The organism is Gordonia sp. DT219, from assembly GCF_049847065.1.
Taxonomy (GTDB): Bacteria; Actinomycetota; Actinomycetes; order Mycobacteriales; family Mycobacteriaceae; genus Gordonia.
This window is the reverse complement of sequence record NZ_JBNCNR010000022.1, coordinates 1-14,041: the sequence shown is the minus strand read 5'-3', so window position 1 is coordinate 14,041 and position 14,041 is coordinate 1. Positions and strand designations below refer to the sequence as shown.

At 68.0% G+C, this 14,041-nt stretch carries 15 protein-coding genes, 1 tRNA gene and 1 pseudogene; 7 read left to right on the top strand and 10 right to left on the bottom strand.

What is annotated here, in order from left to right:
* Positions 1 to 20: 20 nt before the first annotated feature.
* A complete protein-coding gene (locus ACPXB3_RS18615; RefSeq protein ID WP_425728987.1) occupies positions 21 to 629 on the bottom strand; it encodes a dTDP-4-dehydrorhamnose 3,5-epimerase family protein in 609 nt (202 codons plus the stop codon).
* Entirely contained in the window at positions 626 to 1,504 is an 879-nt protein-coding gene (rfbA, locus tag ACPXB3_RS18610; protein WP_425704300.1) for a glucose-1-phosphate thymidylyltransferase RfbA, read from the bottom strand. Before rfbA ends, ACPXB3_RS18615 begins: the two co-directional genes overlap by 4 nt.
* A gap of 116 nt (positions 1,505 to 1,620) precedes the next feature.
* Here rfbA and rfbB point away from each other — a divergent pair, with 116 nt between their 5' ends.
* Positions 1,621 to 2,625, top strand: coding sequence for a dTDP-glucose 4,6-dehydratase (gene rfbB / locus ACPXB3_RS18605; RefSeq protein ID WP_425704443.1), 1,005 nt, complete (start codon positions 1,621 to 1,623; stop codon positions 2,623 to 2,625).
* An 18-nt stretch (positions 2,626 to 2,643) separates the two neighbouring features.
* On the opposite strand, the gene ACPXB3_RS18600 is transcribed toward rfbB, so the two are convergent.
* Positions 2,644 to 4,014 carry an MFS transporter gene (locus tag ACPXB3_RS18600; protein WP_425704301.1) on the bottom strand — a complete coding sequence of 457 codons (1,371 nt, stop codon included), beginning with the start codon at positions 4,012 to 4,014 and terminating at the stop codon, positions 2,644 to 2,646.
* A 63-nt stretch (positions 4,015 to 4,077) separates the two neighbouring features.
* Here ACPXB3_RS18600 and ACPXB3_RS18595 point away from each other — a divergent pair, with 63 nt between their 5' ends.
* Positions 4,078 to 4,662 carry a TetR/AcrR family transcriptional regulator gene (locus ACPXB3_RS18595; protein ID WP_425704302.1) on the top strand — a complete coding sequence of 195 codons (585 nt, stop codon included), beginning with the start codon at positions 4,078 to 4,080 and terminating at the stop codon, positions 4,660 to 4,662.
* A gap of 188 nt (positions 4,663 to 4,850) precedes the next feature.
* Here the strand turns inward: ACPXB3_RS18595 and galE are convergent, their stop codons facing one another.
* Complete coding sequence (galE, locus tag ACPXB3_RS18590; RefSeq protein ID WP_425728986.1) at positions 4,851 to 5,870, bottom strand: UDP-glucose 4-epimerase GalE; 1,020 nt, start codon at positions 5,868 to 5,870, stop codon at positions 4,851 to 4,853.
* Positions 5,871 to 5,967: 97 nt separating this feature from the next.
* On the opposite strand from galE, the gene ACPXB3_RS18585 reads away from it, so the two are divergent.
* Entirely contained in the window at positions 5,968 to 7,416 is a 1,449-nt protein-coding gene (locus ACPXB3_RS18585; protein ID WP_425728984.1) for a DHA2 family efflux MFS transporter permease subunit, read from the top strand.
* Positions 7,409 to 7,876, top strand: coding sequence for a MarR family winged helix-turn-helix transcriptional regulator (locus tag ACPXB3_RS18580; protein ID WP_425704304.1), 468 nt, complete (start codon positions 7,409 to 7,411; stop codon positions 7,874 to 7,876). The genes ACPXB3_RS18585 and ACPXB3_RS18580 overlap by 8 nt, the downstream gene beginning before the upstream one ends.
* On the opposite strand, the gene ACPXB3_RS18575 is transcribed toward ACPXB3_RS18580, so the two are convergent.
* Complete coding sequence (locus tag ACPXB3_RS18575; RefSeq protein ID WP_425729013.1) at positions 7,830 to 9,071, bottom strand: MFS transporter; 1,242 nt, start codon at positions 9,069 to 9,071, stop codon at positions 7,830 to 7,832. The two genes, ACPXB3_RS18580 and ACPXB3_RS18575, sit on opposite strands and share 47 nt — an antisense overlap.
* A 2-nt stretch (positions 9,072 to 9,073) precedes the next feature.
* Complete coding sequence (locus tag ACPXB3_RS18570; protein ID WP_425729011.1) at positions 9,074 to 9,724, bottom strand: GntR family transcriptional regulator; 651 nt, start codon at positions 9,722 to 9,724, stop codon at positions 9,074 to 9,076.
* A 123-nt stretch (positions 9,725 to 9,847) separates the two neighbouring features.
* Between ACPXB3_RS18570 and ACPXB3_RS18565 the strand changes: the two genes are divergently transcribed.
* Positions 9,848 to 11,050 carry an NAD(P)-dependent malic enzyme gene (locus ACPXB3_RS18565; RefSeq protein ID WP_425704446.1) on the top strand — a complete coding sequence of 401 codons (1,203 nt, stop codon included), beginning with the start codon at positions 9,848 to 9,850 and terminating at the stop codon, positions 11,048 to 11,050.
* A 31-nt stretch (positions 11,051 to 11,081) separates the two neighbouring features.
* On the opposite strand, the gene ACPXB3_RS18560 is transcribed toward ACPXB3_RS18565, so the two are convergent.
* Positions 11,082 to 11,759: a VOC family protein gene (locus tag ACPXB3_RS18560; protein WP_425728982.1), complete on the bottom strand. Its 678-nt coding sequence runs from the start codon at positions 11,757 to 11,759 to the stop codon at positions 11,082 to 11,084.
* A gap of 143 nt (positions 11,760 to 11,902) precedes the next feature.
* On the opposite strand from ACPXB3_RS18560, the gene ACPXB3_RS18555 reads away from it, so the two are divergent.
* Together ACPXB3_RS18555 and ACPXB3_RS18550 are read left to right on the top strand one after the other, a co-directional pair.
* A tRNA-Thr gene (locus ACPXB3_RS18555) sits at positions 11,903 to 11,978 on the top strand.
* 125 nt (positions 11,979 to 12,103) lie between these two features.
* Positions 12,104 to 12,628 carry a hypothetical protein gene (locus tag ACPXB3_RS18550; RefSeq protein ID WP_425728980.1) on the top strand — a complete coding sequence of 175 codons (525 nt, stop codon included), beginning with the start codon at positions 12,104 to 12,106 and terminating at the stop codon, positions 12,626 to 12,628.
* Positions 12,629 to 12,795: 167 nt separating this feature from the next.
* Here ACPXB3_RS18550 and ACPXB3_RS18545 read toward each other — a convergent pair whose 3' ends face one another.
* The 3 genes and pseudogenes from ACPXB3_RS18545 to ACPXB3_RS18535 all read right to left on the bottom strand — a co-directional run.
* Entirely contained in the window at positions 12,796 to 13,086 is a 291-nt protein-coding gene (locus ACPXB3_RS18545) for a hypothetical protein (protein ID WP_425728978.1), read from the bottom strand.
* Position 13,087: 1 nt separating this feature from the next.
* Positions 13,088 to 13,429, bottom strand: coding sequence for a phage tail fiber protein (locus tag ACPXB3_RS18540; RefSeq protein ID WP_425728976.1), 342 nt, complete (start codon positions 13,427 to 13,429; stop codon positions 13,088 to 13,090).
* Between the two features lie 13 nt (positions 13,430 to 13,442).
* Positions 13,443 to 14,041 (bottom strand): annotated as a pseudogene (locus ACPXB3_RS18535) (hypothetical protein); the annotation flags it as partial.

Sequence of the window (14,041 nt, the reverse complement as noted above, 5' to 3'; positions counted from 1 at the left end):
CTGAATCCCGCGCTCGTGCGTCAGCCCCGCAGATATGCGATGACCGCGTCGTATCGCGGCAGCAGACCCGCGTCGCGGGCCTCGAACAGGCCCGGCGCGGCGGTATCCTTCGCGGATAGTTCATATTCCAGCCGGGTCCCGTCGCGCGCGAGGGTCGGCCAGTCGATCGCCAGCTGCGGATCCATCGGATCGATCCCGTGTTCGGCACCCGGGTTGTAGCCCGTCGAGCAGAGGTAGGTGACCGCCGAGTCGTCGGCGAGTGCACAGAAGGCGTGCCCGAGTCCTTCCGAGAGATACACCGCACGCCGGTCGACGTCGTCGAGGAGGACGGTGTCGTGGGCGCCGAATGTCGGTGACCCGACCCGGATGTCGACGATGACGTCGAGGATCGCCCCCGCCGCACAGGTCACGTATTTGGCCTGGCCCGGTGGGACGTCGGCGAAGTGCACGCCGCGCAGCACCCCCGCCGCCGACACGGAGAGGTTGACCTGCGCGAGGTCGAAGCGGTGGCCGATGGTCTCGGCAAGCACATCGGCCTTGAACGCCTCGGTGAACACCCCGCGGGCGTCGCCGTGCAGGACCGGCGACAACTCCCACGCACCGTCGATGGACAGAGGTCGAACCTTCACGCGAATCCCTTTCCGCGGGCCAGTATTTCCAGTAGATAATCCCCGTACCCCGACTTGCGCAGCCGCTCGGCACACACCGCGAGCTCGTCGTCACCGAGATAGCCTCGGCGCCAGGCGATCTCCTCGGGAACCGCAATCTTGAGCCCTTGCCGCTGTTCGACTGTGCGCACGAAGTTTCCGGCGTCGAGCAGGGAGTCGAAGGTTCCGGTGTCGAGCCACGCGGTACCCCGCGGCAACACCGTCACCCGCAGTTTGCCGCGCCGCAGGTACTCGGCGTTGATGTCGGTGATCTCGTATTCGCCTCGCGCACTGGGAGTCAGCCGACGCGCGATCTCGACGACCTCGTTGTCGTAGAAGTACAGCCCCGGCACCGCGTAGTTCGACTTGGGCGCAGCGGGCTTCTCCGCCAACGAGATCGCCGTACCCGACTCGTCGAATTCGACGACGCCGTAGGCGCTCGGGTCGGCGACCCAGTACGCGAAGATCGCACCGCCGTCGACGTGGCCGAAGCCTTGCAACTGCGACCCCAGACCCGGCCCGTAGAAGATGTTGTCGCCGAGCACCAGCGCGACCGAATCCTCGCCGATGTGGTCGGCGCCGAGGGTGAACGCCTGCGCGAGCCCGTCCGGAGATGCCTGGGTCACATAGCTCAGCTCGACGCCGAACCGACTGCCGTCGCCGAGCAGCCCCCGGAACAGTTCCTCGTCCCCCGGTGCGGTGATGATGAGGATCTCCCGGATGCCGGCCAGCATCAGCGTGGACAGCGGGTAGTAGATCATCGGCTTGTCGTAGACGGGGACGAGTTGTTTGCTCACCCCCTGGGTGATGGGGTGCAGCCGGCTACCGGTGCCCCCGGCCAGGATGATCCCGCGCATGCAGACAGGGTAGCGGGCCGATGTGGAGCTGCCCCGGTATCGTCTACGTCGTCCCACGCAACCGCGCGGACACCGACCCGAGACTCCCGCGGGGACGACGAGAGGGGCTGAGCCCGATGCGCGTGCTGGTCACCGGCGGCGCCGGATTCATCGGCGCGAATTTCGTGCTGCGGACACTCGACCGGCGACCGGATGTGCGAATCCGGGTCCTGGACAAGCTGACCTACGCGGCCAACCCGGACACCCTGGCCTCGGTGAGCGATTCCGTCGACCTCGTCGAGGGCGACATCGCCGACGCCGCGCTGGTCGATCGGCTGGTCGGCGAGACGGATCTGGTGGTGCACTTCGCCGCCGAGTCGCACAACGACAACTCGCTCGCCGATCCGTCGGCGTTCGTGCAGACCAACCTGGTCGGCACCTACACCCTGTTGGAGGCGGTGCGCCGGCATCGGGTGCGCTATCACCACATCAGCACCGACGAGGTCTACGGCGACCTCGACCTCGACGACCCGGCCCGCTTCACCGAGGCCACGCCCTACAACCCGTCGAGCCCGTACAGCTCGACCAAGGCCGGCAGCGATCTGCTGGTGCGCGCCTGGGTGCGTTCCTTCGGCGTGGCCGCCACCCTCTCGAACTGCTCCAACAACTACGGGCCGTATCAGCACGTGGAGAAGTTCATCCCCCGCCAGATCACCAACGTGCTCTCCGGGGTGCGCCCGCGCCTCTACGGCGACGGCCGCAACGTGCGCGACTGGATTCACGTCGACGACCACAACGATGCGGTGTGGACCATCATCGACAAGGGCCGGATCGGCGAGACCTATCTCATCGGGGCCGACGGCGAGGTCGACAACCGCACCGTCGTCGAGACCATCCTGGAACTGCTCGGCCGGCCGCGCGGCGGGTTCGACTTCGTCACCGACCGCCCCGGTCACGACCGCCGCTACGCCATCGACTCGACTCGCTTGCGTACCGAATTGGGTTGGCGGCCTGCCTATGTCGACTTCCGCTCGGGCCTGGCCGCGACGGTCGACTGGTATCGCGCCCACCCCGACTGGTGGCAGGCGGCCAAGTCCGCTGTGGAACAGAAATATTCGACCACCGAGCAGGTCATCGGCTGAAGGTGACGCCCGGGCCGCTCAGCGGGTCCGCAGTTCAGCGCCCGCCTGCCGTGGCAGCCGCGCCACCGCGATCAGCGATGCGAGCGCGACCGCGCCGGCCACCAGGAACGCCCAGAAGTACGTGCCGGATGCGGTCGTGTCGCCGGTGATCGCGGCACCCAGACGCACGCCCACCGCGGCCACCGCCACACCCAGGCCCGAGGCGACCTGCTGAACCGTCGCCGCGACGGTGTTGGCTGTGCGCCGGTCGGCGACGTCGATGGTGGCGAATCCGATCGTCGAATATGCGGTGAGGGCCGTCGACCGGAAGACCCCGCTGACCAGTGCGACGACTGCGATCAGCCACGCGGGCGTCGATGCCGTCGCGCAGCCGAGCGCCACCGCGGTCGCGGCGAGACCGAGCGTCGAGACGCCGAGCACCGTGCGGAAACCGAAGGCGTTGAGCAGTGGCGTCGTTGCGGGTTTGATCCCGACGTTGCCAATGAACACGAACATCACCAACACACCCGAGCGCACCGGCGACCACCCGAACGCGGTCTGCATCATCAGTGGCATCAGGAACGGGATCGCCATGACGACCATGAAGAATCCGGCCATCCCGGCCTGCGAGAGACCGAACACGCGGTTGCCGAGCAGCCGCAGATCCACGACCGGCGTCGGAGTGCTCAGCAGGTGCCGGCAGGCCAGCGCGCACAGGATCACCGGCGCCGCGATCCAGGCCGCGATGATCCCGGCTCCGGCTCCGGTGTCGGCGATCAGATGCGCCGCCCACAGTGCGGTACCCAGTCCCCCGCCCACCACGGCCACGCCGACCCAGTCCAGCCGACGCGGGGGGCCTTCGACGTCGTCGGGCATGATCCGCCACGCGACGACGGCGGCGACGACTCCGAGCGGCACGTTGACCCAGAAGATCCACTCCCAACTCAACTGCTCGGCGATCACGGCGCCGATCAGGGGGGCCACCACCGGGGCGAGCAGACCCGGCCAGACGATGTACGACATCAGCCGCAGCACATCGGTTTTCGCGGCCGAGCGGAGGACCACCTGGCGGCCGACCGGCACCATCAGTGCGCCGCCGACACCCTGGACGACGCGGGCGAGGACGAGCCATCCCAGCGACGGTGCGAAGCCGCAGGCCAGCGAGGCGACGGTGAAGACCACGATCGCCGTGGTGAACACCGTCCGTGCGGTCCACCGGGTGATCAGCCAGCCGCCGACCGGGATGAACACCGCCAGCGCCAGCAGATAGGCGGTGATCACCACCGAGATGGCGGTGGGCGGCTGGTTCAGCGAATGGCCGATGAGCGGTGCGGCTGTGGTCACGACGGTCGTATCGAGCATCTCCATGAAGAAGCAGCCGGCGACGAGGAAGGCGCGGGAGCGTTGCATGCGAATTAGAGTAGACGCAACGTTGCGTCTACTGCAAGAGCCGGGCCCGCTATCCTGATGCTCGTGACGCAGCACCGGGGAAATCGGTATGGACGCAGCGAGGACGCCCGCGCCAAGGTTCTGCATTCGGCCGACGACCTGCTCGCGGAGGTGGGATTCGCCGCACTCACCATGGAGGGGATCGCCCGGCGTGCGGGGGTCGCCAAGCAGACCATCTACCGGTGGTGGCCGACCAAGGCCGACGTACTCCTCGAGGCCCTGATCACCGACGCCGACAAGAGGCTGACGATGCCCGACACCGGGGCCCTGGCGGGTGACGTGCGGGCGGCGGTGCAGCTGCTGGCCGCCCTGATGGCCGATCCAGAGGAGGGAAAACTACTGCGCGCCTTGCAATCCCACTCCGAACTCGATCCGGGCTTCGCCGCGAAGTTCGAGTCCGCATTCCTCGTCGGTCACCGCGAACGCGAGAACGCACCGCTGCGTCGCGCCATCGACCGCGGCGAACTGCCGTTGGACATCGACCTGACACTCGCTCGCGCCACCCTCTACGGGCCGGTGTATGCACTGCCCGTCGACCAGCTCACGCCGGACCGCGTACGCGCCATCGCCGACCGGTGGCTCGCCGCGGTCGGCGTGCGGCCGAAGTGACGGCCCCTGCGGTGACACGACTCCCGTTTTCAGTCATCTCGTCATGTACCGATGCCCCACGACCTGGGGTTTTGCGGCTGCGCTACTTCGGAGATGACTGAAAACGGGCGAGCACGGCTCAAGCGGCACCGAGACGAGATCGCCGAGGACGGTACCGCAGGATCAGCCGAAAGCGTTGTGACACAACATCAGTTTCCGTCGTATCCGCCGGGATTGTTCTCCTGCCACCGCCAGTAGTCCCGGCACGCTTGCACCACATCGAGTTCTGCTCGCCAGCCCAGCTTTTCGGCGGCCTTGTCGGGTAGGCAATAGGTGGCCTGGACGTCACCGGGACGGCGCGGGGCGTCGACGGTCGGGATGTGGATGCCCGACGCGGCCTCGAAGGCGGCGATCAGTTCCAGCACGCTCGACGGCCGGCCGGTGCCGAGGTTGAAGAACTCCAGTCCGGGGCGGGCGTGCTCGATCGCGGCGAGATGACCACGGGCGAGATCGACCACGTGGATGTAGTCGCGCAACGCGGTGCCGTCGTCGGTGTCGTAGTCGCGGCCGAAGATGCTGACCTGCGGCAGTTTTCCCGATCCCACCCGCGCGACGATCGGCATGAGGTTGTTGGGGATGCCGTGCGGATCCTCGCCGATGCGGCCGGACGGGTGCGCGCCGATCGGATTGAAGTAGCGCAGGCCGATCAGCCGCTTGTCGGGCTCGGTCAGCGAGTAGTCACGCATGATCTCTTCGCAGATCCGCTTGGACTTGCTGTAGGGATTGGGCAGATCGATGCTCGTGCGCGAGGTTTCGACGAACGGCAGATCGGCCTGCTCGCTGTAGACGGTGCCGGTGCCCGAGAACAGGAACGTCGGGATGTCGAAGCGGCTCAACATCTCGAGCATCACCAGCGTCGAGTTGATGTTGTTGAAGTAGTACTCGAGCGGTTTGGCCACCGACTCGCCGATCGCCTTGCGGGCCGCGAGGTGGATGATCGCGTCGAACGGCCCCGTATCGGCGATGGCGGCGGCCACCGCCTCCCGGTCGGTGACGTCGATCTTGACGAACGGGACGTCGGCGGCGGCCAGTTCCCGGATCCGCTCCACCGCGACCGCACTCGTGGCCGACAAGTCGTCGAAGACGACCACCTCGTGGCCGGCGCCGGCCAGCTCGACGGCCGTGTGCGAACCGATGTAACCGGCTCCCCCGGTCAACAGAACACGCATGGGCACCAGACTATGGCACGCGAATCGACCCGAGTTCGGGCGCCGTGTCCGGCTTGGCCGACTCGCCACCAAGTAGTTGTAGTTCTACAATTTTTGTATGCCTACAACGACTGCGTCGACGGAGCTGACTCCCCGCCGCAAGATGATCATCCTGGCGACCTGCTGTATGAGCCTGCTGATCGTCTCGATGGACGCGACCATCGTGAACGTCGCGCTGCCGTCGATCCGCACCGACCTGCACGCCTCGGTGTCGTCGCTGCAGTGGGTCATCGACATCTACACCCTGGTCCTGGCGAGTCTGCTGATGCTCTCCGGCGCCACCGCCGACCGCTTCGGGCGCAAACGCATGTTCCAGACCGGGCTGGTCATCTTCGCCGTGGGGTCGCTGGCCTGCAGCCTGGCGCCGTCGGTCGCCGTCCTCATCGTGGCGCGCGCCCTGCAGGCGATCGGCGGGTCCATGCTCAACCCGGTCGCGATGTCGATCATCACGCAGGTCTTCGTCGAACCCAAGGAGCGCGCGCGGGCGATCGGCATGTGGGGTGCGGTCGTCGGTCTCTCGATGGCGCTCGGCCCGATGATCGGTGGCGCGCTGATCGACCTCATCGACTGGCGCGCGGTCTTCTGGGTGAATCTGCCGATCTGCGCGGCCGCCATCGTGCTGACCGCGATCTTCGTCCCCGAATCGCGTTCGCCGGTCATGCGTACCCTCGACCCGCTCGGGCAGCTACTGGCCGTGGTGACCCTCGCCACGCTGGTCTACGGACTCATCGAGGGGCCGGTCCACGGCTGGGCGTCGGCGCCGACGATCACGGTATTCGCCGTCGCCGCAATCGCTTTCGTCGGATTCATCGTCGCCGAGCGGCATCACGACGATCCGTTCATCGATCTCCGGTTCTTCCGCAGCGTCCCGTTCTCGGCGGCGACGATCATCGCGGTCTGCGCCTTCGCGAGCTGGGGCGCGTTCCTGTTCCTGATGTCGCTGTATTTGCAAGAGCTCCGCGGGCTCTCGGCCATCGAGACCGGCGCGATGCTGCTACCACCTGCGGTCGCGGTGCTGATCTTGTCGCCGCTGTCGGGGCGGGCGGTCGGCCGCTTCGGGACCCGGCCGTCGCTGGTGTTGGCGGGTGTGGCGATGCTCATCAGTTCGGCGTTGATGACGACCATCGAGGCCGACACGTCACTGCTGGTCATCGCGATCATCTTCGCGGTGTTCGGGGTGGGCTTCGGCGCCATCAATCCACCCATCACGAACTCCGCGGTCAGCGGGATGCCGCGCAGTCGCGCCGGCGCCGCCTCTGCGGTCGCCTCCACCAGCCGTCAGGTCGGCGTGAGCGTCGGCGTGGCGCTGGCCGGAAGCATCACCGGTGTCGCGGCGGCGGGTATCGGACCGGACTTCGCCTCCGCCATGCACCCGATGTGGATCTTGGTGGTGATCTTCAGCGCCGTCATCCTGGTCCTGGGCGTCGTCTCGTCGACCGGGTGGGGTCGGCGCACCGCCGCCGACGTCTCACGTCGCCTGATCGAACCGGAGACCGTCGATGCCTGAGCAGGGCCATGTGCCTGAGCACGACCGCGGCATGCCCGCCGACGAACTCGCCGACGAGGTGTGGCAGGCGATGATCGGTCTCGTCTTCGATTCCCGCGAGCCCTGGCGGCGGGCCGTCGTCGCGGCGGCCGGCCTGCCCTTCAGCCGGATTCGCGTCCTGCGGCGGGTCGCCGAGCGCCCGATGGCGCTCAAGGACATCGCTCTGGCCACCGCGATGGATGCGCCGGCCGCCTCGGTGGCGGTGTCGGATCTGGAGTCGGCCGGTTACGTTGTGCGACAAGTCGGTACGGCCGATCGGCGCAGCAGGTACGTCCATCTCACCGACGCCGGGCGCGTAATGCTCGATGCCGTGCGCGCGGTACCCGATCCTGCTCCGCCGCAGCTGCAGACCGCGACGGCCGAGCAGCTACGTCTCATCCGGGAGGTGTTGGCGCAACCGGGCGGCTCCGGTGCCCGATGAGCACCACGGCCAGACACCCCAGCGCAGCACCGATCCCGACGACGAACATCTCCGGATAGGTGACGCCACCGAAGGTCTGCGAGATCCATGCCAAGACCGCCGGCGCCGCGAAGCCCAGATAGGTGACGCTGTAGAACACCGCCGTCAGGCCGGCCAGGTCGCGATCACCGGCAATCCGCTGGACCTCGAGCAGGCCGGCGATCAAGGCCATGCCGTATCCGCAGCCGAGTACGGTCGCCGCGACCAGCGACAGCCAGATCGTGAGGACGTGGGCGGCCAACGCGGCCAAGCCCATTCCGACGGCGAGCACCACCAGTGCACTGACCGCGCCGCGGGCCGAGTTCGGGTCGTCGATGCGCCGTCCCAGTGACTGGATGGCGAACCCGGCGGCCAGACCGAGCACACAGCACAGCGCGGCGAAGGCGATCGGCGCTCCCGAGGTCCGCGCCGACATCAACGCCGGGATCACCGCATACGCCGCGCCACACGCACCGAACACCCACGGTGCCACCGGGAGCACCACGAGCAAAAAGCGCCGATGCCCGGCCGACGGGATCTTCAGGTCATCGATGAGACGGCCCGGGTTCTGTTGGCGCGCTCGGGTTTCGGGCACACGCACGATCAACACCAAGGCGACCACCGCGATGACGATGTTCACCGTATAGGCGAACACATGCGGCCACGGCGCCCATTGCGCGAGGACACCCGCAACCCCGGCGCCGATGCCGAATCCGGCGGTCAGGCTCATCGCCGCACGTCGCGCACCGACGGCCGGCCGGTCGCCGGCGCGCATGCTCAGCTCGGTGATCCAGCTGCCGCCGACGGCCATCGACAGGCCCAGGGCGACGCCACTGAACACGCGGCCCACCGACAGCAACACCATCGAGTTCGCGCCCACGGCCAACAACACCGATCCGACGGCGGCCAGCACCGGCGCGGGCAGCATCAGCGGCCGGCGACCGAAGCGGTCCGAGAGCGGGCCGCCGATCAGCAACGCGGGCACGATGCCCAGCACATAGAGGAACAGCAGGGCGTCCACGGCGACCGCCGAGAAGCCGCCGCTCTGGCGATACATCACCAGCAGCGGCGTGAATTCGTTACCGCCCCACGCCGTCGCGAACACGGCGAGCGCGACGGCCGGCCAGGTGGCGCGGCGGGCGGTGTGGGCGGGAACGGTCGCCGAGTCGGTGGTCATGGTCACTGCAGGCCTCCGGGCAGATCGTGGACGTCGTCGAGGTGGCGCTGCAACGCGGCGTCGAACCCGTCGGCGTTGCGGGCTTCGATGAGGTGAAGGAGTTCGGTGTGGTCGGCGAGGATGCGCGCGACGACCCGCGGGTCACGTTGCACGCTGGTGCTGGCCATCCGGCGATGACGTTCGCCGAGGCCGGTGAAGAATCCGGCGAGCAACTCGTTGCCGCCGGCCGCGACGATGAGTTGATGGAACTCGGCGTCGAGCCGGGAGAACTGCGCGACATCATCGGCGGCGACGAGGCGATGGTCCTCGAGATTGACCTGCAGGCGCGCGACCAGACGCGCGGTCGACGTGTCGGTGGCGACTGCGGCGCGGACCGCATGGCCTTCGAGGAGTTTGCGGGCGTCGACGACCTCGCGCGCGTCCCGCTCGGTGACCGGGAGCACCAGCGCGCCACGCTTGGGATACAGGCGCATCCAGCCCTCGGCCTGTAATCGGAGGAATGCCTCCCGTACCGGAGTGCGGCTGACCTCGCAGCGCGAAGCGACGTCACCCTCGCTGATCAGCTCGCCGCCGGCGAGCTCGTTGGTCAGGATCGACTCCTTGACCTCGTCATATACCCGCTCGGAGGCGGACGCGGCACTCGAATACAACATAGACACAAGTTGCATGGTAGTCGTCGTGTTGTCGATGCGGCCAGCGGGGCGTTGCCCACGTCGTGATTGCCCGGTCTTGGTTGCCCGACCACCGTGACCGGCGGCCGATCAGCAGGTGAGAGACTGTCGGGCGTGACGAGCACGAACGAGCCGACCATAGACATCACCGACCAGCCGATCACCGACGAAGAGATCTTCATGGCCCATGTGGGCGGCAAGCTCTCGGTGGAACTGCGCTCCCCGATCGACACGCAACGCGACCTGTCGATCGCCTACACGCCCGGCGTGGCTCAGGTCTCGCGCGCGATCGACGCCCAGCGCGACCTGGTGAACAAGTACACGTGGACCGACCGGCTCGTCGCCGTGGTCAGTGACGGATCAGCGGTCCTCGGCCTCGGCGACATCGGGCCGCGCGCATCGCTGCCGGTGATGGAGGGCAAGTCGGCGCTGTTCCGGACGTTCGCGGGACTGAACTCGATCCCGATCGTGCTCGACACCAAGGACCCCGACGAGATCGTCGAGACGCTGGTGCGGCTGCGACCGAGCTTCGGGGCGGTCAACCTGGAGGACATCTCGGCCCCGCGCTGCTTCGAGATCGAGCGCCGGGTCATCGAAGCACTGGACTGCCCGGTCATGCACGACGATCAGCACGGCACCGCAATCGTGGTGCTCGCCGCCCTCAAGGGTGCGGTGCGGCTGCTCGGACGTGGCCTCACCGACCTGCGCGTGGTGATCTCCGGTGCGGGCGCGGCCGGGGTGGCCTGCGCGAACATCCTGCTCGCATCCGGTATCTCCGACATCGTCGTGCTCGATTCGCGAGGCATCGTGTCGGCCGGGCGCGACGGCCTCAACGAGTTCAAGCAGGACCTCGCCGCCCGCACCAATCCACGCGGACTGACCGGCGGGCCGGCCGAGGCGTTGGCCGGGGCCGACGTCTTCCTCGGGGTGTCGGCGGGCACCGTCGACGAATCGCTGATCGCGTCGATGAACGACGACGCCATCGTCTTCGCGCTGTCCAACCCGGACCCGGAGATCCATCCGGAGATCGCCGCGCGGCATGCCGCCATCGTCGCGACCGGACGCAGCGACTTCCCGAACCAGATCAACAACGTGCTCGCCTTCCCCGGCGTGTTCGCCGGAGCCCTCGACGTCGGCGCCACCCGCATCACCGAGAGCATGAAACTTGCTGCGGCCGAGGCGATCCTGTCGGTGGTGGCCGAAGACCTCGCGGCCGACAAGATCGTGCCCAGCCCGTTGGATCACCGCGTCGCACCCGCGGTGGCCGAGGCCGTCGCCGCCGCAGCCCGCGCCGACGAGGTCTGCTGAAGCGCACCGATCGACGTCCGGCTCGGCCGGTTCAGTCCGGTTCGTCGTGGGCTTGCCACGTACAGAGGCAGATCTCGTTGCCCTCGACGTCGGCGAGCACCCACCAGGCCGGGGCGTAGGTGTCGGTGACCAGCCTGCCCCCGGCGTCGAGTGCCGCCGCCATCCGCGACTGCACCGCATCGTGCGGGAGCAGGAGATCGACGTGCATCCGGCTGCGTTGGGGCCGTGCGGAATCCATCTGCTGAAACCACAGCGGCGGGAGGATTCCGGCGGGGTCGGTGAGGTCGGACTCGGTCTGCGCGGGCTCGTCGCGATAACCGAGCACCGCGCGCCAGAACGGCCGGATCGCCTCGATGTCGACCGCGTCGATCGCGAGGTCGAATCGGGCCGGTGGCGCCCCGCCGGCTTCGATGTCCATGCCGTCGGCGATGTGGGCGATCTGGTTCGCGAGATCGACGTCGGCTTGCGTCAGCCCGTGCGCGCTGTGCGTGGTGAGCGTGAGATGCACTGAGCCGTAACGCAGGTCGATGTCCGGGTGATGACCGGCCGCTTCGGCGGCCTCGACGATCCGGGCGACGAATCGTCCGCCGGTGACCATGTTGCCGGTGCGGTAGGCCACCTGCAGCGCGTCGCCGATCACCCGCCAGGGGTCGGCGACCGACTCCGTCGCGTCGGCGGCAGCGAGCAAGCGTTGCGGATTCTCGGCCATGATCCGACCATACGACTCCGACGGCAACGGATTCAGGCGAAAGCCCCAATAGTCGATCCATGCCCGTGCTGCCGCCGTGACCGGCCGGTTTTTGTTCGACGCCGACCACTCGCTACACTCGTCAGCGCTGCCATGCGCAGCGCGCCGCCCTAGCTCAGTCGGTAGAGCGATTCACTCGTAATGAATAGGTCAGGGGTTCGATTCCCCTGGGCGGCTCCATGACCAGCGGGTTTCTGGTCTCAGGCCATCCGGATCGGCACTGGCCCACCGGAAACCCACCGGATTTAGTCCAGGTGCTCCAGCTCCTCGGCCGCGAACACTCCCCGATCATTACGCTCTCCCGAATGAAACGTCTTCCAGCTGTTGTCGCTGCCCTGTTGGGCACGGTCGCCATCGCGACGTCATGTTCGTCCCAGGATTCCGCGCCGGCGTCAAAGGTCGCGGCGACGAGTCTCGTCACGACGTCGATGAGCGTTGCGGCGTGCCCTCCTCCGGGAGGCGCGACTGCGGGTACGGATGGGGCGATCGCCGAGGCGGTGGGTGCTGCATCGTTGCCTTCGGGGACGTCGCTGGTCAATGTTCAGTCGGTGGCCAACATTGATGACCGGTCGAAGAGCGATGTCGTTGTCCGAGTTTGCTCACCGGGGACGTTCGGCAACCAGTTGAAGGACCTCGGAACCGTCATTGCCAGGTCTATCAAGCAGTCTCCGGCGGGCGACTCGGTGGCGTCGTTGCGGGTCACGAACACCGCTGAGGAAGGTAACCCACAGGGCAAAATCCGGTGCGAGGACTTTGCGATCCGCACGTTCTCCGCCGACGCACTCAATGGCGCATTGCGAGCCGCCTGGAAGTACCCGAGCGAGTCGTGACTCAGGAACGACCCGAGCCCACCCGCTGACCCGCTTAGCACCCAGCGCATTTCGTCCGTGCCGACGACGAAAACCGCCCCCGGCCGTGATGGGCGGGGGCGGTGTCGTGTGCGGCGAAGGTGTTCTGACACTTCACGTTTCTCGTGGCGCGCAGCAGCGGCGGTTGATCAGTCCATGGTGATCGGGTCGATGTCGATCACGCTGTCTTCGGCCATGACGATGGGTTCGATGTCGACCACGCCGCCGGTCGCTACCGGGCTGGTCGGCCGGTGGAAGTAGTACAGCCGCGTGTAGGTGCCGGCCGGGACGGTCAGCTGTGCGGCGCCGACGATCTGCCCGTTCTGGTGTCGCCATGTGATCTGGGCACGGTGGTCGGGGTCGTCGCTGACGCCGACGTAGACGGGCCACACTCCGAGGTCGATGTCCATCCCGGCGGCGAGCGGGTCGAGGTCGGGCATGTCAGACCACGGCCAGGGTCGGTGTCACGACGATCTGGCCGGCCGCGTTGAGCACGATCGATGGGCTCAGCGCCGCGTTGTCGATCATGGTGTTGCCGGTGGCCGCGCTCGCGATGAAGCCGTGGGTGTAGGTCCCGGACTGTGCGTTGATGATGACTGCCGCCCCGGTGCGGACCCCGCCACTCGCCGCCGCCCATGTGGTGGCGACGCGGGCGTAGCTGCCACCGGATGCCTCGTTCGCCGGGGTGGCTGTGGTGCCGGGTGCTCCGGTGGCCAGCCCGACGTGCGCGCCGAGTCCGGCGAGCGCGTCGACGAGCGCGTTCTTGGTTGCTGTGACATTCACTGGGGGTTCCCTTTCATTGCCGTGCTCTGATCCATGCGCGGCCGTCCGCGCCGTCCGCGCCGTTCTGCTGCCCGTTGACCAGGCCGCCGCCGCCGCCGCCACCTCCGGCGCCTGGTGCGACACCGGCGCCGGGGCTGCTGGTGCCCGATCCTGATGCCCCGCCGGTGCCGCCGACGTAGGTTTGGCCGTCCACGGTGGCGTTGCCAGGACTGCCGCCCGAGGTGGGCGAGCCTGCTTGGTTGCCCAGGCCACCAGCACCGCCCGTTGCGGTGAGAACGCTGCCGCCGGGGATGGTGATGGTGGTGTCGCCGCCCGCCGTCCCGTTGAGTCCGCCGCCCACGCCCTTGGCCCCGATGGTGATGGTGATGGTGGTCGCTGTCCACGGAAAGTCCACGCCCCGTTCCAGAATGCCGGTCGTCCACGTGCCAGCCGCCCCGCCGCGCCCGGTGAACGCACTGAACGCGTTGTGTCTGCCGCCGCCACCGCCCGCGCCGAGTGCCGCGTACGCGATGTAGCGGCACCACGGTGGGATCGCGTAGCTGTAGGTGCCTGGTGTCGGATAGGTGGCGCTGGCCGGTGCGGTGGCCGGGAATCCGGCGGTCATTGACGACC